The organism is Pseudomonas baetica, assembly GCF_019733355.1.
In the GTDB taxonomy this organism is placed as follows: domain Bacteria; phylum Pseudomonadota; class Gammaproteobacteria; order Pseudomonadales; family Pseudomonadaceae; genus Aquipseudomonas; species Aquipseudomonas baetica_A.
Genome location: NZ_JAIHLQ010000030.1, coordinates 57113 through 78736, shown reverse-complemented (window position 1 = coordinate 78736; position 21624 = coordinate 57113). Strand labels below are relative to the sequence as shown.

Below are 21624 nucleotides of genomic sequence, written 5' to 3'. Positions count from 1 at the left end.
CTCATTGGATCCCCTGCTTTTTTGCGGGATTCGTGCCAAAAACCGCTGAGTGGGCACTCCGCCATGACCGTGCATTTGCGCTACACTGCGCCGCTTGTGCAGATCGATAGAGTTTGAAGGACAACCATGACGTTCAAGGCGCCGGACAGCCTCGCCGAGCAAATCGCTCACCACCTCGCCGAACGCATCATTCGTGGCGAAATGAAGCCGGGAGAACGCATCCAGGAGCAGAAGGTCACGCTGGCACTCAATGTCAGCCGCGGATCCGTTCGCGAAGCCTTGCTGATCCTTGAGCGCCGCCACCTGATCGCGATCCTGCCGCGCCGTGGCGCGCACGTCACCGAGTTGACGGCGCACAAGGTGCAGAGCCTGTGCACGCTGATGAGCGAGCTGTATATCCTGCTCGGCAACTCGGTGGCCAATGGCTGGCAAGTCCAGGCCGACATGGCGCCGTTCGTGCAGATCCAGCAGCGCCTGACCGCCAGCTACGAGCGTCAGGACATCCGCACCTTCGTCGACGACAGTTTCGCCGTGATGCGCGCGGCCTATCCGTTTGCCAACAATCCATACCTGCAAGAAACCGTCGAGAACCTGCAACCGGCGATGAGCCGCGCGTACTTCCTCGCCCTCGAGCAGCGCAAGGCCGAGATGAGCGAGTTCCTCGAACTGTTCGAGCGCTTGCTGGCCGCTGTGCTTGCCCGTGATTTGCCGCAGATCCGCATCGTGCTGACGGCTTACGCCCAGCGCAGTTGCGATCTGGTGGTGTCTGCCCTGACGGTCGCCTAAGCGTGCGTCTCAAGTGCATCAAACTGGCGGGATTCAAATCCTTCGTCGACCCGACCACGGTGAACTTCCCCAGTAACATGGCGGCGGTCGTCGGGCCGAACGGTTGCGGCAAGTCGAACATCATCGACGCCGTACGCTGGGTGATGGGCGAAAGTTCGGCGAAAAACCTGCGTGGCGAGTCGATGACCGACGTCATCTTCAACGGCTCGACCAGCCGCAAACCGGTGAGCCAGGCGAGCATCGAATTGGTGTTCGACAACTCCGACGGTACGCTGCTGGGCGAATACGCCGCTTACGCGGAGATTTCCATTCGCCGCAAAGTGACCCGCGACAGCCAGACGACTTATTACCTCAACGGCACCAAATGCCGTCGTCGCGACATCACCGATATCTTCCTCGGCACCGGCCTCGGCCCGCGCAGCTACTCGATCATCGAGCAGGGGATGATCTCCAAGCTGATCGAATCCAAGCCTGAAGACCTGCGCAACTTCATCGAAGAAGCGGCAGGTATCTCCAAGTACAAGGAGCGTCGGCGCGAGACCGAAAACCGCATCCGCCGCACCCACGAAAACCTTGCCCGCCTGACCGACCTGCGCGAAGAACTCGAGCGTCAACTCGAGCGCTTGCACCGCCAGGCCGAGGCCGCCAAGAAATATCAGGAATTCAAAACCGAGGAGCGTCAGCTCAAGGCGCAACTGTCGGTCCTGCGCTGGCAGGATCTGAACGATCAGGTCGGCCAGCGCGAGTCGATCATTGGCACCCAGGAAATCAGCTTCGAAGCGCTGGTCGCCGAGCAACGTAACGCCGACGCCGCTATCGAACGCCTGCGCGACGGGCACCATGATCTGTCGGAGCGCTTCAATCTGGTGCAAGGGCGCTTCTATTCGGTCGGTGGCGACATCGCCCGCGTCGAGCAGAGCATCCAGCACGGCCAGCAACGTTTGCGTCAGTTGCAGGACGACTTGAAAGAAGCCGAGCGCGCTCGTCTGGAAACCGAATCGCACTTGGGCCACGACCGCACGTTGCTGCTGACCCTCGGCGAAGAGCTGGACATGCTCACCCCTGAGCAGGAAGTCACCAGCGCCGCCGCCGAAGAGGCTGCCGCCGCGCTGGAAGATTCCGAAACCGTGATGCACGGCTGGCAGGAGCAGTGGGACACCTTCAACCTGACCGCCGCTGAACCGCGCCGTCAGGCTGAAGTCCAGCAGTCGCGCATCCAGCAGCTGGAAACCAGCATGGAGCGTCTGGCCGATCGGCAAAAGCGCCTTGGCGAAGAGCGTGCGTTGCTCTCGGCCGATCCGGAAGACGCGGCGATCATGGAACTCAACGAGCAACTCGCCGAGTCCGAAGCGACGCTCGAAGATTTGCAAACCAGCGAAGAGGCTCAGGTCGAAAAGCTTGAGCAACTGCGCCAGGAGTTGCAGCAGGCGCTGACCGCGCAGCAACAGGCGCAGGGTGATTTGCAGCGCCTTAATGGTCGCTTGGCTTCTCTGGAAGCCTTGCAGCAAGCCGCGCTCGACCCGGGCACCGGCACCGCTGAATGGCTGAAGGAGCACAACCTGGCCGAACGTCCGCGTCTGGCCGAAGGCCTGAAGGTCGAGGCCGGTTGGGAGCTGGCGGTGGAAACCGTGCTCGGCGCCGATTTGCAGGCGGTACTGGTCGACGATTTCAACGGCTTTGATTTGTCCGGTTTTACGCAGGGCGATTTGCGCCTGCTCAGCCCTGGCACCGACGGCGTGCGCGTGACTGGCAGCTTGCTGGACAAGGTCGAGGCACAGATTGATCTGTCGCCATGGCTCAGTCAGGTCAAACCGGTCGACAGTCTGGAACAGGCGTTGGCCCTGCGCGGCCAGTTGAGCGCCGGGCAGAGTCTGATCAGCCGCGATGGATACTGGGTCGGTCGGCATTTCCTGCGCGTGCGCCGTGCCAGCGAAGCCGAAAGCGGCATGCTCGCCCGTGGCCAGGAAATCGAGACGCTGCATCTCGAACGTGAAGAGCGTGAGGCCACGGTCGAGGCGATGGAAACCCGTTTGCAAACCCTGCGCGCGCAACAGCGTCAGCAGGAAAACGGTCGCGAACATTTGCGTCGCTTGCTGCAAGACGAAGCCCGTCAGCAAGGTGAATTGAAAGCCCAGTTGTCCGCCGGCAAAGCCAAGGCCGAACAACTGACGCTGCGCCGTACCCGTCTCGATGAAGAGCTGATAGAGCTCGGCGAGCAGCGTGAGCTCGAGCATGAGCAAGTAGGCGAAGCGCGCATGCAATTGCAGGACGCCCTCGACGCCATGGCGCTGGACACCGAGCAACGCGAGTTGCTGCTGGCCCAGCGAGACAGCTTGCGCGAGCGCCTCGACCGCGTGCGTCAGGAAGCGCGGCAGCACAAGGATCACGCGCATCAACTGGCCGTGCGTCTCGGCTCGTTGCGCGCGCAGCATGACTCCACGCGCCAGGCGCTGGAGCGTCTGGAAATGCAGGCCGAGCGTCTGACCGAAAAGCGCGAACAGTTGAGTCTGAATCTGGAGGAGGGCGAGGCCCCTCTGGAAGAGCTGCGCCTGAAGCTCGAAGAGTTGCTCGACAAGCGCATGACCGTCGACGAAGAACTCAAGACAGCGCAAATCGCCCTGGAAGATGCCGACCGTGAATTGCGCGAAGCGGAAAAACGCCGGACGCAAGCCGAGCAGCAATCGCAGTTGATCCGTGGCCAGCTCGAACAGCAGCGCATGGAATGGCAAGCCCTGACCGTGCGCCGCAAGGCTTTGCAGGATCAACTGCTCGAAGATGGCTACGATCTCAATGGCGTGCTCGCGACATTAACGGCACAGGCCAGTGAACGCGAAGCCGAAGAGGAACTCGAACGGATCAATGCGCGGATACAGCGTCTGGGTGCGATCAACCTCGCGGCCATCGACGAATACACGCAACAATCCGAGCGTAAACGTTATCTGGATGCTCAGGATGCCGATCTGGTCGAGGCACTGGAAACGCTGGAAAACGTTATCCGCAAGATCGACAAGGAAACCCGAAACCGTTTCAAAGATACCTTTGATCAGATCAATGGCGGTTTACAGGCGCTTTTTCCAAAAGTTTTCGGTGGCGGGCGCGCGTATTTGGAACTGACGGGCGAAGATCTACTCGATACAGGGGTAACGATCATGGCGCAGCCGCCAGGAAAGAAGAACAGCACCATCCATTTGCTCTCCGGCGGGGAAAAAGCCCTGACCGCGCTGGCACTGGTTTTTGCGATCTTCAAATTGAACCCGGCGCCGTTCTGCATGCTCGATGAAGTTGATGCACCACTGGATGACGCTAACGTTGGACGCTACGCACGATTGGTTAAAGAGATGTCTCAGACCGTGCAGTTCATCTATATCACTCACAACAAGATCGCCATGGAAATGGCCGAGCAGTTGATGGGTGTGACGATGCATGAACCGGGTTGTTCGCGACTGGTAGCTGTGGATGTCGAGGAGGCGATGGCGATGGTGGACGCCTAGCGGCGCAGCGGCGAGTTGCAAGCTTCAAGCGGTAAGTGAAGCGGCTTGCAGCTTGGAGCTTAAAGCTTGTAGCTGCGAAGCCTTTGATCGTGCTAGTTTAATGTCAATTTTTCGTATACGTGGGCAAAACGCCTGTCAGAACATAGAGTTGGCGCCACGTTTTAAAGCGGTTTGCACAGTGTAAACCCCTTATTTTTCAGCATTTTTTATAGAGGCACGGGATTACATGGAAATCGGTCTGCGCGAGTGGCTGATCGTCATCGGCATCATTGTGATAGCCGGTATTCTTTTCGATGGCTGGCGCCGGATGCGCGGCGGCAAGGGAAAACTGAAATTCCGTCTTGATCGAAGTCTGTCCAATTTGCCGGACGAGGACACCAGCGCCGAGCTGTTGGGCCCGGCCCGCGTCCTGGACACCCACAAAGAGCCACAACTGGACGAGCATGATCTGCCGTCGGTGAGCATGCCGGCCCGCGAAGCACGCGAGCCTCGCGAATCCGGTTCCAAGCGTGGCAAGCGTGGCAGCAACGGTCCTGCCCAGGGCGACCTGAACCTTGACCTGGATCTGGACGGTGGCCCGAGCTTCAGCAGCCGTGAAGACTTTGCCAATGATGCCAAGGCTGCACCGGTGGCCAGTGACAAGGAACAACCGCAAGCCGAAGAAGTTCTGGTGATCAGCGTGATCTGCCGCGACGCTGCCGGTTTCAGAGGCCCAGCGCTGTTGCAGAATATTCTGGAAAGCGGTCTGCGTTTTGGTGAGATGGATATTTTCCATCGCCACGAAAGCATGGCTGGCAACGGCGAGGTGCTGTTCTCCATGGCCAATGCGGTCAAGCCGGGCATCTTTGATCTGGACGATATCGATCATTTCAGCACCCCGGCAGTGAGCTTTTTCCTCGGCCTGCCAGGTCCGCGTCATCCGAAGCAGGCCTTCGACGTGATGGTGGCCGCTGCCCGCAAGTTGTCCCAGGAACTGAACGGTGAACTCAAAGATGATCAGCGCAGCGTCCTGACCGCGCAGACCATCGAGCATTACCGTCAGCGCATCGTCGAGTTCGAGCGCCGCGCCCTGACCCATAAGCGTTGATTGAAAAGATTGCCTCGTTATACAGAGGCAATCGGCAAAATAGATTGAGCAGCCTCGGCTGCTCTTTTGCTTTATGAGAGAACACCCATGACCGCCGCCCAAAACCGCATTCTAGCGCTGCGCGCTGAGCTGGATCAGCACAACTACCGTTACCACGTCCTCGACGAGCCGAGCATTCCGGATGCCGAGTACGACCGGTTGTTCCACGAGCTCAAGGCTCTGGAAGCAGCCAACCCGGAGCTGATCACCAGCGACTCGCCGACCCAGCGTGTCGGCAGTGTGGCGCTGACCGCCTTTACTCAGGTGCGCCACGAAGTGCCGATGCTCAGCCTCGGTAACGCCTTCGAAGAAACCGATATGCGCGAGTTTGATCGCCGTGTCACTGAAGGTCTGGATCTGCCGGCCGGCGATCTGTTCGGCGGTGGTTCGGCGGTGGAGTACAGCTGCGAGCCGAAGCTCGATGGCCTGGCGGTCAGCCTGCTGTATCAGGACGGAGTGCTGGTTCGTGGCGCCACACGCGGTGACGGCACCACCGGCGAAGACATCAGCGTCAACGTGCGCACCGTGCGCAACATTCCCCTGAAGCTGCACGGCGAAGGCTGGCCGGCGACCCTGGAAGTGCGCGGTGAAGTGTTCATGTCCAAGGCCGGTTTCGAGCGCCTCAACGCCTCGCAACTGGACATCGGTGGCAAGACCTTCGCCAACCCGCGCAATGCGGCGGCGGGCAGTCTGCGTCAGCTGGATTCGAAGATCACCGCCAACCGTCCGTTGGAGTTCTGCTGCTACGGCATCGGCCAGGTGTCCCACGATATTTCCGACACCCACATCGGCAACCTCAAACAGTTGCAAAAGTGGGGCATGCCGATCAGTCACGAACTGAAACTGGCCAAAGGCATCGACGAGTGCCTCGATTACTACCGCGATATGGGTGAGCGACGCAGCTCGCTGACTTACGAAATCGACGGTGTGGTGTTCAAGGTCAACAGCATTGCCGATCAGCGTGAACTGGGCTTCCGCGCTCGCGAACCGCGTTGGGCGATTGCGCATAAATTCCCGGCCATGGAAGAACTCACCGAGTTGCTTGATGTGGAGTTTCAGGTCGGTCGCACCGGCGCGGTTACTCCGGTTGCGCGGTTGAAACCGGTCAAAGTCGCTGGCGTCACCGTGGCCAATGCCACGCTGCACAACATGGACGAAGTCGCGCGGCTGGGCCTGATGATCGGCGACACCGTGATCATCCGTCGTGCCGGTGACGTGATCCCGCAAGTGGTGCAAGTGGTCACCGAACGCCGTCCGGACAATGCACGACCTGTGGCGATTCCTGAGAGCTGTCCGGTGTGCGGCTCCCACGTCGAGCGCACGCAACTGATCAAGCGCAGCAAGGGCAAGGAAACCGTCAGCGAAGGCGCGGTGTATCGCTGCGTGGGGCGCCTGGCCTGTGGCGCGCAATTGAAGCAGGCGATCATCCACTTCGTCTCGCGTCGTGCGATGGACATTGAAGGCCTCGGCGACAAGAGCGTCGAGCAATTGGTCGATGAAGGTCTGGTCAGTTCGCCTGCCGATTTATACGCGCTGAAGTTTGATGACATCGTCGATCTTGAAGGCTTTGCCGAGGTGTCCAGTAACAAACTGCTCGCGGCCATCGAAGACAGCAAGAAGCCGGGGCTGGCGCGTTTCATCTATGCCCTTGGCATTCCCGATGTTGGTGAAGAAACGGCCAAGGTACTGGCGCGCTCGCTGGGTTCGCTGGAGCGCGTGCAACAAGCGTTGCCGCAAGTGCTGACGTATCTGCCGGATGTCGGCCTGGAAGTGGCACACGAGATTCACAGCTTCTTTGAAGATGCGCACAACCAGCAGGTGATCAGCGAATTGCTCGGTCATGGCTTGCAGATTCAGGATCAGGGCGAACTGGGCGCCGAGTTTGCCGCCAGCACTACGCTGGGCGGCTTCCTCGACAAGCTGCACATTCCTTCGGTCGGCCCAGGCGGGGCGCAGAAACTGGCAGACAAGTTTGGCTCGCTCGACGCGGTAATGAGCGCCGACTGGCTGGACATGCGTCAGGCATTGGCAGAGAAACAGGCCAATTCGGTACGTGAGTTTTTTGCGCTGCCGCAGCATCGCCAACTGGCCGAGGAGGCCGAGAAGCAACTGCGTGATTTCGGCATGCACTGGCAGAGCGAGAAGAAGGTCGTCGAAGGTTTGCCGCTGTCCGGGCAGACTTGGGTGCTGACGGGCAAGGTCGAGTTGATGAGCCGCGATGTCGCCAAGGAACATCTTGAAAGCCTTGGGGCGAAGGTTGCCGGTTCTGTATCGGCGAAGACGCATTGCGTGGTGGCCGGCCCTGGCGCTGGCTCCAAGCTGACCAAGGCCAATGAGCTTGGGGTGAAGGTGATGGATGAGGAGGCATTTATCGCGTTCCTGAAGGGCTGCGGCCTCTCCGTCTGACCTCTCGTTCCCACGCATTGCGTCACTAGTGTCCGGTAAAAACTGAAGGGGGAGCTTGCTCCCCCTTGCTGTGCCTGCTTCCTGAGCAATAATCAGGTTTTTCAGACTCGATTTTCGCCTATGTTCAGCAGCACCCGATTTGCACAGATGCTTCAAGTTCTCCGAAAATGCCGTCCGTCTTCAGATATACAGCGCTTTGATCACGTACCTCTTGCTGCACCTTTATCAGCGCCGGTCAGGTGGCTCTGGGTCTATTTCCAGCTTCGTCATTCGGATAGCCCACACGTTGTTCGAACGGCCATCAAGCATCGAACATCTTGAACATCGAAGGCAGAAGCGAACGGAGCAGAAGGCAGCTCAAGGCTGCCTTCTGCTATGAAACAGGTTTTACCGGACACTAGTGACGCTCTGCGTGGGAACGATCTTTGGGCGGGAATGATCTAGTCTTGGCAAGCCCCAAGGAGAGATCGCCATGTACCGCTTTTTCGAGCAACTCAGTTCTCGTATCGTCGCGCCGTTCATGGGCGAATCTTCACGCAACAGCAAAGTCTGGCCGTGTCGCTGCGGTCAGTCACTGTTCTTTCGCAACAGTCAGTGCCTGGCTTGCAGCGCATTGCTCGGTTATCAGTCTGAACAAAGTCGCCTGACCTCGCTGCAACCGGGGCCGCAGGAAGGCTCCTGGACGCTGGATGCCGACCCCGAGGCGGGACTGTTCCGTCGTTGCGCCAATCTCGATACGCCTGCTGCATGCAACTGGCTGCTGCCGGACAACGGTCACGACCTCCTGTGCGTCGCCTGCAGCCTCAATCGCACGATTCCCGATCTTTCGGTTTCTGAAAACCCCGAACTGTGGCGCAAGGTGGAAACTGCCAAGCGCCGCCTGGTGGCACAGCTGATCACCCTCGGCTTGCAGGTCATCCCGAAAACGGTGAGTGAAGAAACCGGACTGGCCTTCGATTTCATCGGCGTCGACCTCGAAGGCAACTCGCCAATGACCGGCCACGCGAGCGGCCTGATCACCCTCGACATCAAAGAAGCCGACGACGCCCATCGCGAGCGGGTGAGGGCGCAAATGCATGAGCCCTATCGCACGCTGCTGGGGCATTTTCGCCACGAGGTTGGGCACTACTATTGGGATCGGCTGATCGCTAACGGTCCATGGCTCCAATCATTCCGCAACCTGTTTGGCGACGAGCGCGCCAGCTATGCCGAGGCACTTGACCACCACTATCAACAAGGCGCCCCGCTGGACTGGCCGCAGCATTACGTCAGTGCCTACGCGACCATGCACCCCTGGGAAGACTGGGCGGAAACCTGGGCGCATTACCTGCACATGATGGACGCAGTGGACACCGCGCTGGGTTTTGGCATGAGTGCGCGGGAAATGGACTTCGACTACCAGCCATTTGCGCCAAGCACTCTGTTCGAGCCTGAGCATCCTGGCGGCGGGGCGTTTCTGTCGTTCGTCAACGCCTGGATCGAACTGGCCGGCATGCTCAACGAATTGTCGCGCAGCATGGGCCAGCCGGACTTCTACCCGTTCGTGTTGCCGGCGGCGGCGATTGCCAAGCTGCACTTCATCCACCTGGTGATCCAGCAAGAGGGCGGCAGGGCTGATGAGGTGTTGCAAGCGCAATAGCAAGTGCTTGAACCTCTTCATGTTTTTAATCTGAAACCAACGGTTGTAACTTCGTCGCAGATAGGTACAATGGCGCGGCTCGCCGACAGGTGAGTGTCGTTATGGTGACCCCATCGGTCCCCCCGCAACGATTACCCGTGAACCTGGTCAGATCCGGAAGGAAGCAGCCACAGCGGGAACATTGTGTGCCGGGGTGTGGCTGGTGGGGTTACCACCTTAACGAATATCGAACGATTCAACAGAACTGCATGGGTGTCGCCCAGTGCGGTTTTTTTTTGCCTGTGATTTATGAATTCGTCATGCATCACCCCTGTGTGCGGGCTTGCCCGCGATGGCGTAGGCACATTCAACATTGATGCGACTGATATCCGCTATCGCGGGCAAGCCCGCTCCTACAGGGATTTCAGTGTTCTTCACGGATAACTCGCCGCGATAGATGCAGCCACGGGTGCAGGTTTCGTGGATGCGGATCCAGCCCGTGTGCGGATCGAGGTCGCCGCTTAGGTGAATCGCCACTTTGGGGACTTCGCTAAGGGGGGGGATCGTTGCCGGCATCGCTCTGCGCCATAGGGCGTTCCTTGCTGGAATGAGAGAGAGGCGAGGAAGGTTGCAGAGTTCGAACCAAGTTTGAATAGCTATTTCCAATGCTTGAGAAATATATGAATTGATAGTTGTTGGATTAACAACTATTGGGGTGAGCTGTCATCTTGATGTTTTGTTCTGTCAATTTCTTGTATGAAAGAACTTAATATTTTTAATTGAGTCTGGATTGTTCCTATGGCCCCACTGGAATAGTCCTACAGGATATTAGTCCTGTTCCTGCTTCGAATTTATTGACCGTAAAGGTTTGATCCAATATATCTATAGCTCCAAATGATTCTCAATTTTTCAAAGCATTCTAATGGCAATACAAGGACGTAAGATGAGTATTCGTAGTGTCGATATTGAATCTGTTAAAAATGTTATTCGGGCGGATGGCGTCATGATGAGTGCTGTCTTCGTAAAAATGTATGTAGATCCACTTCTTTTGCAAATTGAAAATACTCCCCCTGGAATGGAGCTTACAAGACCTGTACACACGGGGCCGGCGACAAGTAACTGTACTCAATGCTTCAGCAGGTGTTGCTATGCTTCCTACTCGCCAAAATCAATAAAAAGCGGGACGTGTTATGGGCTGGTGCCAAGTGCCAATGTAGTTGTTTTTAACTAGTCGCAAACCGCCGAAAGGCGGTATTTTATTTGACATAAGGAAATGTTGATGAGTGGTTTTTCAAAAGTTGAATCCATGTCGACTTATTTCGGAGCGCATAGAGTTTTAGTAAATGAGTATCTGAATGGACTGTATAAGAGTAAAGAGTTCGATCTTGCTTCTTTGTTCGATAAAAAACTGGCTAATGCGTTTGCTATACATGTTGCGAACAAGGTGGAAAGTTATGTTCGGCAAACCATTGAGGCAGAAGTTTCGCATGTCAATGAAGATCTTGGCGTCAGTATGACGTACGAGGATTTTTTAGAGCAGGATGAATTGTATCTAGAATTTCTGAGTAAATATGAATCACTGCAATACTTGCTGGATAAACTTTTTGCGGATGAGTTGGAAAATTTTTCCTTAGTAAAGGGGGCTTTTGTTCAGTCGCTTCCGGAATTGCTACGGACTGGTTTTCTGGCGGACGCTCATGAAGTGAGTGATGTGTTTTTGCTCGGGGATGAAAGTCACGATGGAAATAAAAATGTCGCTCTATTTTACGTACGGGGATGCCCCGCCTTTGCCTTGAAATTGCGCGACCTGGAACTGGAAAGGAAAACAAGCGAGTTTCTTGGGGATTTCTTTAAGGATCAATGTGATATCCAAGGCTGGGAGTTTCCTGAATATATATCGGGGCAAGATTTCGGATGGGTGAAGTGGTGTGATCAGGTTCCTTTGAAGAGCCAAGCGGAGGTAGAGAACTATTATAAGTTAGCAGGTTATTTGATTGCCGCAGTTGCTTCGTTAGGGGTTACCGATCTTCATTATGAAAATATAGTAACTCATCATGGAAATCCTGTGCCGGTTGACTTGGAAGCAGTATTTCATCATGTCTATGTTGACGCGTCTCGTTCGGCAATAGCTAGAACTGGGCTTGTGCCGAATGTTATTAAATACACAGATGGACTTGCCGACACCGAGCACGCGGGGATAGGAAATATATTTCGGAAAGAAATCGTTAGAAAAGAATCTTTGAACAAAAATCCGAACGCGGTAGTGTTTGATGGTTGTGTACAGAATCCGATGGACTATATTGATTGTATAGTTGCTGGCTGTGTGGAGTGTTATAAAATTATAACTGCTGAGTATCAGCGGTTTGTGAGGTTTTTTAATCAAGCTTCTAATTTTAAAAATAGAATGATATTGAGAGACACGGCTAATTATTGCTTGGTGATTGAGGCGTCTTTTCATCCGCTACTTCTAAAGAGTAATGAAGGCCGAAAAAACTATATCGAGTCCTGCCTCGGATCAATCGAAGATTATCGGGCTGAGCCCGCTCTCTTAAAGGCTGAGGTTGAAGCCTGTTTTCTTGGGGATGTCCCAAGGTTTACGTCTAGTGCAAAGGCTCTTTTCGTTTGTTCAGTTCATGCTGTGAAAAGTATTAAACTGATTAACTATGTGAGTGGGTACGATAGTGTAAGGAGTGATTTGCATCGTATAGTAAGTGATGGGTATGGTCACGAGATTGAATTTTTAAAGTGCGTGTATAAAGAAGCTGGAAAAGTAGTCGATATGAACTTTAGGTTTGATAGGGTTGACTTCTTTGATGATGGGGAAGTCTCTAATTGTTTTTCTTTAGACACGACTTCCGCTTCAGTAAAGAGAGCTGCTAAGCACATGCTTTATAAAAAATCTCCCCCGTTACTGTTTACCAGTAGAAGTGAGAGCTATCTTGAGCTAACTCCGGTAGGGTTCGATTTGTTTTCGGGTTCAGGAGGGCTTGGGTATCTCGCCTCTACTGGGGGGTTATTCGAGTCAGAGTCTGAGAATAAGGAGTTTCTCTCCGCGTATTATGAAATGGTGGTGGGTAGTGAGTTCCTCTCCTCGTCCCCAATAGGTGGAGCATATGTCGGTGGGTTGAGTTCAATAGCTCCGATTTTTATAGATGGAAACCCGTCCTCTATTTCCGCTGCAACCGATAAAATTGTCACGTCTTTTTATGCATGTGAATATAAGAAAATGGGTTCGGGATTGGTTTATGGTCTTGCCGGGACTCTAGTGATTGCAAGTTGTTACTTTGAACTATCACGGATGGAGGTTTGGCGAGATGTTGCTAGGTCGATATTCGATGTTTTAGTAGCGCGATCCGAACTCGATGGTGAGCAGATAATATTTCCTGCCAATATCTCAAGGCACGCAAAGAAAATATTATCTGGGCTTTCGCATGGTCAAGCAGGAGTCGCTTATTCGATCGCGGTATATGCCCTTGTTTTTGATATTCCTGATGGGGCGATCCTGCCATTGATAAAAGGCGTGATCATGTCGGAGATCAATTGCTTCGACCCTCAGCGTGGTAACTGGCCTGATTTGAGAAGTAAACCTCGAAATATGGAACTTCAAGATGAGTTTGGGTGGGCTTATGGGGGGGGCAGGAATTATTTATGTATTAGATTTTTTAAAAAGACATTTTAATATCTGCATGATCAATGAGTTTCTACAGAAATACAATGTTCGTGCATTATTTGAGGCGAGTGTTTTAGAACCTGGCAGAAAAGAAAGTTTCTCAGTTTCCAACGGAGCCTTGGGCGTAGAGTTGATTTATCGGCGACTATTCAAGAAAGCTTTGAATAGTGATTTGGAAAGTAAGTATTGGTCGATTCATGGTTCGGCCACTTTAGGTTGTGGTCTGATGAAAGGAAGTGCCGGAGAATGCCTAGCCCTCAAATCTCTGATGACAGGTGATCGATCCTTTCCCCTGTTACCTCATGAATTGTTCAAGCTTAACTTTCAGGAAGTATTCGAATGAAAGCCAAAGGGTTTGTCGATGCTTATAAGCTATTAAAGTTGTCCATGAAATCAAAGGATGCAGGTCGTTTGGCCTTATTGGTAACGCTGGTTTTCCTTGCCGCGATAGGGTTTGGGTTGTTGCCCATGTTTTTTCAACGGATGCTTGCGGTCGCTTCAAGTGATCATGAACAGTTCTTGATCTTTCTGGTTTTGGTGATTGGTGTTGTTTTTATATCTCAGGTGTTATCTCATTCGTCTGATGTGTTGACAATGATGTTTATTCAGAGGGTTAATATAAATCTCGGTGAGATGTTTATTAAGAAATCTATTGGTTTATCTGCGAATGAGAGTCTTGTACAAGGGCCGGCACACCTTGCGCAGGTGTTGCAATGTGCTTCTGCGAGTATGGATAATACTGTGCGCTCTTTATTGGTTGGTGTGCTGCCGTCCTTGGTTCAGATATTAGTATCATTTGTAGTGTTGCTGTTTTTTGAAGATTTTTTCGTAATGTTTATGATTTTTTTATATGTTTTTGTATATGCCATTCTTAGCGCTTCAGTGATAGGTCGTTTGTCAGAACTATTCAAAGCTGTGATATTGAAGGAAATGGGATGTTCTAAAACTGTCCATGGTATTGTTTCGAATATTGAGACGATACGTATTTATTTGGCTGAGGAGTTTCTACTGCGGTTTTTTCGCGAAGATCAAGAAGGGGTTTACCAGTCTTGGTTGGATTTCTATAGGAGAAGTACTTCTCTGGAGGTGGTCAGGATAGTTATTTTTTCATTGGTTTTTTTTGTGGTTATTTATGAGTCCTCGTTAAGGTTGCTTTCCGGTGAGATAGGTGTTGGTCATTTCGTAATGGTTGCAGCCTATATGTTTCAGGTTTGTCAGCCGTACGACGCTCTTTTAAAAAGTGTTGGAAGCATGATCGAGTCACTAGGTGGGTTTGCACCATTACTAAAGCATTTTGACGCTTGCGAAATTCGGCGTGTTGATAAAGGTAATAAGCTTCCGAACGTTGGTCATGGTCTGGAGTTTTGTAACGTTGGGTTCTCTTACCCTAACCGACCTGTAGAAAAGGTGCTGTGTGATTTGTCAATTCGATTTGCTCCGGGTGAAGTCGTCGCGATCACTGGCCCGTCTGGCGTGGGTAAGTCAACTATTGTCAAATTGCTGATGCGACTCTACGTGCCCTCGTCGGGTTTAATTAAATATGGTGGTGTTGCGATAGGCGATTTGTCTGATCACGATTTTTATTCCAGGTTTTCTTTCGTATCCCAAGAGGTTGGTTTGTTCAACGGTACGCTGAGATTGAATCTAAAAGTTGCCGATCAGAATTCACCGGATGAGAGACTGGAAGCTGTTTTAAAGCTCGCTAATCTTGAGGTGTTCCTGAAAGGATTACCGTCCGGACTGGACACGGAAATTGGAGACAGAGGTTTAATGTTGTCGGGAGGAGAGCGCCAACGTCTTGCGCTGGCAAGACGTTTTTTGCGGGATCATAAAGTGGTTGTTTTTGATGAGAGTACCGCGTTTCTTGATGAGGCGGCAGAGCGTACAGTCATATCAAATATAAAGAAATATAATGCGTCTAACATTGTGATCATTGTTGCTCATCGGGAGTCGATATTAAAGCTGGCTGATCGAGTAGTCTCGTTTAATGGCGAATATTGTGTGGAGCTTTAGTGGTGAGAATTTTGTCTGTTTCAGTTAAAGGGTATCGCTCTATTGATGATGTGTTTATTAATCTTGACGGGTTGAACCTTTTTCATGGCGCTAATGGAGTTGGGAAGACCAATTTGTATAATGCACTAAAGCTCGTGCAGGCTGCCGCGACGGGGGAGTTCTCAAAATTTATCGTTAGGGAAGGTGGCATGCAGTCGATCCTTTCTGAAAATTCAAAGCGCAGTGCCGAACGCTCAAAGATTATTCTCGAAGTGCGTTTTTCAACTTTTTCAGATAATGGCTATTACAGTTATAGAATTACAGCGGGCTTGGTGCCGCAAAAAAATGTTTTTGGAGAAAAAATTATATTGGGCGATGGCTTTGAGTTTGAACCACAAATTAAAGATGAAAAGTTGTCGTTTTATGATGGGCGAAAAATTCATATTCTGATGGTCAGAGAGAATAGTTTCTTGAAAGTGATGGATCGAGAAATGGCCATGCTGGACATGACTAATTCTATTCGACTATTTCCCTCGGCCACGGCATTAAACGCTCTCTCAGATGCGGAGCGTTTTCCCGAGGTATTGCGTATCAAACATGAAATAATGGGGTGGCGTTTTTATCATGGTTTCAGGACTGATATTGAGTCACCCCTCCGTAAGCCTTGCTACGCTGTTAGTGGTACCGTGCTTGATTCCTCTGGAGCAAATCTCGCTGCTGTTTTGGCGACGCAAAAATATATAGTTCAGGATCTTGATGTTATTGAAAAGCTGATTGCGGATACATTCGGTGGAGCAACTTTGGACATTTCAAAGCCTGAGCGTACCGTTTCGTTTGGTTTGCGTTTCGCTCACAGTAATCGGACAAGTAATGCGTGGGAGTTGTCTGACGGTACGTTGCAGTATATTTGCCTGGTCGTTGCGCTGACATCCGGTTCATTGCCTCCTTTTATTGTTTTGAACGAGCCTGATAACAGCCTTCATCCTGATATGCTCAGATCGTTGGCTGGTTTGATTAGCTCTGCCAGTAAGCGATCGCAGATTTGGGTTGTTACGCATTCACCGATATTGAAAGATATTCTAGAGGAGTCAGGGGCGTTCAAATCACGGCATGTTATCAAGCGGGGGCTTCATACATGGATTGAGGGACTGACTCTTAATGGTGATGTCAATGTTTTGTGAGTCAACCGCACGCTATGCCCGTTGAAGTCGAAGACTTGATCCAGCAGCCAGTCCGTCATGGTCCTGTCCTCTTGGCAGGGTGGGAGCCAAAAAAGCATAGGCATAAAAAAACAGCCGCGAAGGCTGTTCTCTATATTCCTTGATGAACACCGATCCCCTGGAGCGGCTTCTGGCAACGCCTACAAAGGGGATGTGTATTGAATTACTCGCCGCGATAGATGCAGCCGCTGGTGCAGGTTTCGTGGATGCGGATCGCGCTCAGTTCCGGCAGCAGTGGTTTCAATTCATTCCAGATGAATTTGGCCAGGACTTCGCTGGTCGGGTTTTCCAGGCCGGGAATGTCGTTCAGGTAGTTGTGATCCAGGCGCTCGTAGAGCGGCTTGAAAATCGCTTTGATCTCGGAGAAGTCGCGGATCCAGCCTGTGTGCGGATCGAGGTCGCCGCTCAGGTGAATCGCCACTTTGAACGAGTGGCCGTGAAGACGCCCGCACTTGTGGCCGTCCGGTACGTGCGGCAGGCGATGGGCGGATTCGAATGTAAATTCCTTGAAGATTTCCACAGTAGTTTCAGCTCTGTTCAGATGGCGTTCGCCGCAGCGATTCGGGCAGGCGGCGAGTTTATCAGCTTGTGTTTGGCCTTGCTGACTAAAGGGTCAGCAAGCGCTCGGCGAGGCGACCATTGGCAGCCAGTTCGAGGAATTCATCCCCCAGGCGCCGGCTCTCGTCCATCGCCGCGTGCCAGTATTTTTGCCGGCTCGGCGCATCGCCCATGAAGCGCTTGAAGTCGTTGCGGTCGGGCAGTTTGCCGTAGGGCAGGCGTGCCAGATATTCCTTTGACGGCGCGAGCAACAACACGTCTTGCAAGCGCTCCACCGAGGCCCGGCGCCATGGCAGGGTCTTGTCGAACCAGCCCGGAATCACCCGGTCGGTGAAGTGCGGATAGAGCACAATGCCGTCGCCGCTATAAGGCAGGTCAAGGTGATAGTCGAGCAGACCGCCGTCGCGGAAAGTCCCTGCACCGGCGCCGGGCAGGTCGCGCACGCCTTCCATGATCATTGGAATCGAACCCGACGCCAGCAGCGCCTGACGCAGATTGGCGGCATTGAGCGCGACGAAGCGCGACGGGAAATCGTTGAGCGCATGGACCGGCGGTGCCAGGCGCGGATCGTGGATGATCAGCCGTTCAAAATGTCGCGACAGCCGCGCGCGACCACGCAGGTTGTCGGCAATCACCGAGCCCAGCGCCAGCCCGAGTCGAGCGCGATGGTCGTCCGCCAGACGGCCCTGGCTTTTGACCACCATGATGTTCAAGCGGTAATCGGCGTTATTGAGAATGCTGTCGTCGCGGCCATCGAGCAGGTCATTGAGCATGCGCTGCGAGCTCTGGCTGATCTCGGCCATGGTCACGCCTTTGTTGAAATTCTGCTCGGCGTACAGGTGGCCGAGGCGACGAATGCCTTCGGCGGCGTCCGGCAGGCAGGCGCTGGCGAAGCGCCAGGAACCCACTGACGCACCGATCAGCGAACGTTCGCGCGGCGCACTCGGCAGCCACTCACCGAACAAGGCCAGATCCAGCCCCTGAATTCCCAAGGCCTTCGGCCCACCGGCCGCGCCGGGCAGGGTGCCGACATCAGCAGCGTTGAGGCCTTGGGCGCGGATGCGCGCCATGGCCCGGGGGCCGGCCTTGAGGGTGAGGGACGGAAACTTGATGTGGATGGCTGTCATACCGGTCTCGATCGTTAGCAAGCGAAGGATTATAGAACCACGGTGGCCCTCTGTGGGAGCAAGGAAACAATGATGGCAATTCAGTTTCAGTTAAGTTCATCCCGCTAAGGTGCCCTGCGTTGCAACACATAAAAATATGGAGTCACCCATGAAAAACCTGACTGCCCTGTCCATCGCCTCGCTTTTCGGCTTGACCGCCAGCATCGCCCACGCCCGCGATCTTGGTCCCGATGAAGCCCTGCGTCTGCGCGACGCTGGTACTATCGTCTCCTTCGAAAAGCTCAACGCCACGGCGCTGGCCAGACACACGGGTTCCGAGATCACCGACACCGAACTGGAAGAGCAGTACGGCAAGTACATCTACCAGGTTGAAATGCGTGATCCGCGGGGGCAGGAATGGGATCTGGAATTGAACGCGGTGACGGGGCAGGTTCTCAGGGATCATCAGGATAAGTAATGAAGGTTAATGTTCGCGCCACCCGTTGCACGGCGTTGGCGCTCGTGATTTTTTGTTCGACGGCGATGGCTCGCGACCTCGATCAGGACGAAGCGCTGCGCCTGGTTCGCGGGGGTGTGATTTTGCCGCTGGAGCAAGTGCTGCATCAGGCAATGAAGCGTTACCCCGGCGCGAAGCTTTTGGAGGTCGAGCTGGAAGAGAAGCACGACGTCTACATGTATGAAGTCGAGCTGCTGACCGTCGAGGGTGTGGCGCGTGAGCTGCACCTGAAAGCTGATACCGGTGAACTTGTGAAAGACGAGGAAGATTGATCGATGCGTTTGCTTTTGGTGGAAGACCACGTACCGCTGGCCGACGAGTTGCTCGCCGGCCTGCAACGCCAAGGTTACGCAGTGGATTGGCTGGCGGACGGTCGGGATGCGGTGTATCAGGGCCGCAGCGAGCCCTATGACCTGATCATCCTTGACCTCGGCTTGCCTGGCGTGCCGGGACTAGAGGTGCTGGCGCAATGGCGTGCCGGTGGCCTGGCGGTGCCGGTACTGATTCTCACGGCGCGCGATTCCTGGGCCGAGCGCATCGAAGGCCTGAAGGCCGGTGCCGACGATTACCTGACCAAACCGTTTCATCCCGAAGAGCTCTATTTGCGCATTCAGTCGTTATTGCGCCGCTCCAAAGGCCAGGCCAACCAGCCGACGCTAAAGGCGGCCGGGCTGCATCTGGATGAGGGCCGCCAGTGTGTCGTTCGCGATGGCGCCGACATTCAACTGACCGCCGCCGAATTTCGCTTGCTGCGCTATTTCATGCTGCACCCCGAGCAAATCCTCTCCAAAAGCCACCTCGCCGAACACCTCTATGACGGTGAGACCGAGCGTGATTCCAACGTCCTTGAAGTCCACGTCAATCACCTGCGCCGCAAGCTCGGCAAAAGCGTGATCGAAACCCGTCGCGGCCAGGGTTACCTGTTCGGCGGGCAAGCTTCGTGAGGTCAATCCAGCGCCGCTTGAGCCTGGGGTTGATCAGCGTGATGGTGGTCGTGGGCCTGGTGCTGGCGCAAACCAGCCTGTGGCTGTTTGAGGTGGGATTGCAGCGCTATCTCGAGGCCGGTTTGCGCAACGACAGCGAAAGCCTGCTGGTGGCGCTGGTGCGTGGCCCGCAAGGCTTGCAGCTGGATGAGCGGCACCTGTCGCCGGCCTATCAGCGACCGTTTTCCGGGCACTATTTCCGCATTGATTTTGCCGACAGCCACTGGCGTTCCCGCTCGTTGTGGGATCAGGACCTGCCGCAGCTCGAACACCAAGGCCTGCACAGCAATCTGCAATTGGGCCCGGACGGGCAGCAGTTGCTGGTGTTGCGTTCGGACTATCGACGGCTGGGCCAGTCGATCTCGATCAGCGTCGCGCAGGATTACACCCCGGTACGCGAGAGTTTTCAGCGCATGCGCCAGATCGGGCTGGGGCTGGGCCTGGCCGGGTTGCTGTTGATTCTGTTTTTGCAACGTCTGACCGTGCGTCGCGCCTTGCGCCCCCTGGAAAAGGCTCGCGAACAGATCGCCCAATTGCAGCAAGGCCAGCGTTCACAACTGGACGATCAGGTACCCGTGGAACTGGAGCCGTTGGTGGCGCAGATCAACCATTTGCTCGCCCATACCGAAGACAGCCTCAAACGCTCGCGCAATGCGCTGGGCAACTTGGGGCATGCCCTGAAGACGCCATTGGCGGTGCTGTTGAGTCTGGCGTCGAGCGAAAAATTCGATGGCCATCCCGCGTTGCGCAAGATCCTCAAGGAACAACTGGAGCAAGTGCAGCAGCGGCTCAATCGCGAGCTCAATCGTGCGCGATTGTCCGGTGATGCGCTGCCGGGTGCGTTGTTCGATTGCGACGCAGAACTGCCAGGACTGTTGGCGACGCTGAACATGATCCACGGCGAGCATCTGGCGCTGAGCTACGTGGCACCGGCGCAATTGCAATTGCCATGGGATCGGGAAGACCTGCTGGAGCTGCTTGGCAACCTGCTGGACAACGCTTGTAAATGGGCGGATGCCGAGGTTCGTCTCAGTGTGATCAAGCGTACTGATGGCTTTGCCCTGAGCGTGGAGGATGACGGGCCGGGGATACCCGAAGCGCAACGGGGCCAGGTGTTCAGTCGTGGGACGCGGCTTGATGAGCAGACTGAAGGTCATGGTCTGGGGCTGGGCATCGTGCGGGATATCGTCGATACGTGGGGCGGGTTGTTGGTGCTGGGCGAAAGCGAGTGGGGCGGGTTGAAGGTGGTGGTCGAGTTGCCCCGGCGCTGAACCGCCGGTCGCTATAAAACCACTGTGCGGGCTTGCTCGCGAAGGCGGCGGGTCAGTCAATCAAGATGTCGACTGAACCGTCGCCTTCGCGAGCAAGCCCCACATTGTGTTGTGCAGTGGGCCTTAGACCCGGAACTGATCCATCAAACTCTGCTGCTGATTGGCCAGGCTATTGAGTGACTGGCTCACCCGCGCCGATTCATTCGCCTGCCCGGACAGCGACTCGGTCACATCACGAATCGTCGCCACGTTGTTGTTGATCTCCTCAGCCACGGCGCTCTGTTCTTCCGCCGCACTGGCGATTTGCAGGTTCATGTCGCTGATCACCGTCACCGCATCGCCAATCTGGCGCAACGCGGTCACCGCTTGTCCCACCTGCTCGACACTGCCCTGCGCCTGACGATGGCTGTTGCCCATCGAACCCACCACATCCTGTGTGCCGTTCTGCAACTGCTCGATGACTTGACGGGTTTCCTCGACCGACTCTTGCGTGCGGCGGGCGAGGTTGCGTACTTCGTCAGCGACCACGGCGAAACCGCGTCCGGCTTCACCGGCGCGGGCGGCTTCGATGGCCGCGTTGAGTGCCAGCAAGTTGGTCTGTTCGGCGATGGCGCGGATGGTTTCCAGTACCGTGCCGATTTTCTCGCTGTTGGCGGCCAGGCCTTCGACCTGGACCATCGCAGCGCTCATGTCACTGGCGAGTGTGTCGATGCTCGCCGTGGTGCGGTCGATCACCGTCAGGCCCTCACGGGTTGCGCGATCGGCATCCTTGGCGGCTTCAGCGGCCTGGGCGGCGCTGCGGGCGACGTCCTGGGCGGTGGCGCTCATTTCATGGGAGGCGGTGGCGACCTGATCGACCTGACGGTATTGCTGCTCCATG

Annotated in this window: 17 protein-coding genes and 1 other RNA gene; 14 read left to right on the top strand and 4 right to left on the bottom strand. The window is 54.8% G+C overall.

What is annotated here, in order from left to right; all coding sequences use genetic code 11:
- The first annotated feature begins 126 nt into the window (after nucleotides 1-126).
- The 6 genes from K5E40_RS24225 (at nucleotide 127) to ffs (ending at nucleotide 9656) form a co-directional block, all read left to right on the top strand.
- Complete coding sequence (locus K5E40_RS24225) at nucleotides 127-786, top strand: GntR family transcriptional regulator (protein WP_221732968.1); 660 nt, start codon at nucleotides 127-129, stop codon at nucleotides 784-786.
- Between the two features lie 2 nt (nucleotides 787-788).
- The gene (gene smc / locus K5E40_RS24220) at nucleotides 789-4277 is read left to right on the top strand and encodes a chromosome segregation protein SMC (protein WP_221732967.1); all 3489 of its coding nucleotides are present in this window, start codon (nucleotides 789-791) and stop codon (nucleotides 4275-4277) included.
- A gap of 226 nt (nucleotides 4278-4503) precedes the next feature.
- Nucleotides 4504-5364, top strand: coding sequence for a cell division protein ZipA (gene zipA, locus K5E40_RS24215; protein ID WP_221732966.1), 861 nt, complete (start codon nucleotides 4504-4506; stop codon nucleotides 5362-5364).
- A gap of 87 nt (nucleotides 5365-5451) precedes the next feature.
- Nucleotides 5452-7809, top strand: a complete 2358-nt coding sequence (gene ligA, locus K5E40_RS24210; RefSeq protein ID WP_221732965.1) for an NAD-dependent DNA ligase LigA — start codon at nucleotides 5452-5454, stop codon at nucleotides 7807-7809.
- Nucleotides 7810-8281: 472 nt separating this feature from the next.
- Entirely contained in the window at nucleotides 8282-9448 is a 1167-nt protein-coding gene (locus K5E40_RS24205; RefSeq protein WP_221732964.1) for a putative zinc-binding metallopeptidase, read from the top strand.
- A 111-nt stretch (nucleotides 9449-9559) separates the two neighbouring features.
- Nucleotides 9560-9656, top strand: an RNA gene (gene ffs / locus K5E40_RS24200) — signal recognition particle sRNA small type.
- Between the two features lie 89 nt (nucleotides 9657-9745).
- Here the strand turns inward: ffs and K5E40_RS24195 are convergent.
- Nucleotides 9746-10003: a hypothetical protein gene (locus K5E40_RS24195; RefSeq protein WP_221732984.1), complete on the bottom strand. Its 258-nt coding sequence runs from the start codon at nucleotides 10001-10003 to the stop codon at nucleotides 9746-9748.
- 703 nt (nucleotides 10004-10706) lie between these two features.
- Here K5E40_RS24195 and K5E40_RS24190 point away from each other — a divergent pair.
- From K5E40_RS24190 to K5E40_RS24175, 4 genes are read left to right on the top strand one after another with little or no spacing between them, the layout of a single operon-like run.
- Complete coding sequence (locus tag K5E40_RS24190) at nucleotides 10707-13106, top strand: DUF4135 domain-containing protein (protein ID WP_221732963.1); 2400 nt, start codon at nucleotides 10707-10709, stop codon at nucleotides 13104-13106.
- Nucleotides 13036-13440: a hypothetical protein gene (locus K5E40_RS24185; protein WP_221732962.1), complete on the top strand. Its 405-nt coding sequence runs from the start codon at nucleotides 13036-13038 to the stop codon at nucleotides 13438-13440. The genes K5E40_RS24190 and K5E40_RS24185 overlap by 71 nt, the downstream gene beginning before the upstream one ends.
- Nucleotides 13437-15110: an ABC transporter ATP-binding protein gene (locus tag K5E40_RS24180; RefSeq protein ID WP_221732961.1), complete on the top strand. Its 1674-nt coding sequence runs from the start codon at nucleotides 13437-13439 to the stop codon at nucleotides 15108-15110. The genes K5E40_RS24185 and K5E40_RS24180 overlap by 4 nt, the downstream gene beginning before the upstream one ends.
- 2 nt (nucleotides 15111-15112) lie before the next feature.
- Nucleotides 15113-16270 (top strand): AAA family ATPase, encoded by a 1158-nt coding sequence (locus tag K5E40_RS24175; protein ID WP_221732960.1) that lies wholly within the window; start codon nucleotides 15113-15115, stop codon nucleotides 16268-16270.
- Between the two features lie 202 nt (nucleotides 16271-16472).
- On the opposite strand, the gene queD is transcribed toward K5E40_RS24175, so the two are convergent.
- Both queD and K5E40_RS24165 read right to left on the bottom strand, forming a co-directional pair.
- Nucleotides 16473-16829 carry a 6-carboxytetrahydropterin synthase QueD gene (gene queD, locus K5E40_RS24170; protein ID WP_007955941.1) on the bottom strand — a complete coding sequence of 119 codons (357 nt, stop codon included), beginning with the start codon at nucleotides 16827-16829 and terminating at the stop codon, nucleotides 16473-16475.
- 85 nt (nucleotides 16830-16914) lie between these two features.
- Nucleotides 16915-17994, bottom strand: coding sequence for a patatin-like phospholipase family protein (locus K5E40_RS24165; protein ID WP_221732959.1), 1080 nt, complete (start codon nucleotides 17992-17994; stop codon nucleotides 16915-16917).
- A gap of 148 nt (nucleotides 17995-18142) precedes the next feature.
- Between K5E40_RS24165 and K5E40_RS24160 the strand changes: the two genes are divergently transcribed.
- The 4 genes from K5E40_RS24160 to K5E40_RS24145 are packed head-to-tail and all read left to right on the top strand — an operon-like array spanning nucleotide 18143 to nucleotide 20744.
- Nucleotides 18143-18451: a PepSY domain-containing protein gene (locus K5E40_RS24160; RefSeq protein ID WP_221732958.1), complete on the top strand. Its 309-nt coding sequence runs from the start codon at nucleotides 18143-18145 to the stop codon at nucleotides 18449-18451.
- Nucleotides 18451-18762, top strand: coding sequence for a PepSY domain-containing protein (locus tag K5E40_RS24155; protein WP_221732957.1), 312 nt, complete (start codon nucleotides 18451-18453; stop codon nucleotides 18760-18762). Before K5E40_RS24160 ends, K5E40_RS24155 begins: the two co-directional genes overlap by 1 nt.
- A 3-nt stretch (nucleotides 18763-18765) precedes the next feature.
- Nucleotides 18766-19434: a response regulator transcription factor gene (locus K5E40_RS24150; RefSeq protein ID WP_221732956.1), complete on the top strand. Its 669-nt coding sequence runs from the start codon at nucleotides 18766-18768 to the stop codon at nucleotides 19432-19434.
- Nucleotides 19431-20744, top strand: coding sequence for a sensor histidine kinase (locus K5E40_RS24145; RefSeq protein WP_221732955.1), 1314 nt, complete (start codon nucleotides 19431-19433; stop codon nucleotides 20742-20744). Before K5E40_RS24150 ends, K5E40_RS24145 begins: the two co-directional genes overlap by 4 nt.
- Nucleotides 20745-20867: 123 nt before the next feature.
- On the opposite strand, the gene K5E40_RS35720 is transcribed toward K5E40_RS24145, so the two are convergent.
- A complete protein-coding gene (locus K5E40_RS35720) occupies nucleotides 20868-21623 on the bottom strand; it encodes a methyl-accepting chemotaxis protein (protein ID WP_401135172.1) in 756 nt (251 codons plus the stop codon).
- Between the last annotated feature and the right edge of the window lies 1 nt (nucleotide 21624).

Bases quoted from the DNA above. Each gene is read 5' to 3' on its own strand.
- K5E40_RS24225 (WP_221732968.1), top strand. From the start codon at position 127: ATGACGTTCAAGGCGCCGGACAGCCTCGCCGAGCAAATCGCTCACCAC.
- zipA (WP_221732966.1), top strand. From the start codon at position 4,504: ATGGAAATCGGTCTGCGCGAGTGGCTGATCGTCATCGGCATCATTGTG.
- ligA (WP_221732965.1), top strand. From the start codon at position 5,452: ATGACCGCCGCCCAAAACCGCATTCTAGCGCTGCGCGCTGAGCTGGAT.
- K5E40_RS24205 (WP_221732964.1), top strand. From the start codon at position 8,282: ATGTACCGCTTTTTCGAGCAACTCAGTTCTCGTATCGTCGCGCCGTTC.
- K5E40_RS24195 (WP_221732984.1), bottom strand. From the start codon at position 10,003: ATGCCGGCAACGATCCCCCCCCTTAGCGAAGTCCCCAAAGTGGCGATT.
- K5E40_RS24190 (WP_221732963.1), top strand. From the start codon at position 10,707: ATGAGTGGTTTTTCAAAAGTTGAATCCATGTCGACTTATTTCGGAGCG.
- K5E40_RS24185 (WP_221732962.1), top strand. From the start codon at position 13,036: ATGAGTTTGGGTGGGCTTATGGGGGGGGCAGGAATTATTTATGTATTA.
- K5E40_RS24180 (WP_221732961.1), top strand. From the start codon at position 13,437: ATGAAAGCCAAAGGGTTTGTCGATGCTTATAAGCTATTAAAGTTGTCC.
- K5E40_RS24165 (WP_221732959.1), bottom strand. From the start codon at position 17,994: ATGACAGCCATCCACATCAAGTTTCCGTCCCTCACCCTCAAGGCCGGC.
- K5E40_RS24160 (WP_221732958.1), top strand. From the start codon at position 18,143: ATGAAAAACCTGACTGCCCTGTCCATCGCCTCGCTTTTCGGCTTGACC.
- K5E40_RS24155 (WP_221732957.1), top strand. From the start codon at position 18,451: ATGAAGGTTAATGTTCGCGCCACCCGTTGCACGGCGTTGGCGCTCGTG.
- K5E40_RS24150 (WP_221732956.1), top strand. From the start codon at position 18,766: ATGCGTTTGCTTTTGGTGGAAGACCACGTACCGCTGGCCGACGAGTTG.
- K5E40_RS35720 (WP_401135172.1), bottom strand. From the start codon at position 21,623: ATGGAGCAGCAATACCGTCAGGTCGATCAGGTCGCCACCGCCTCCCAT.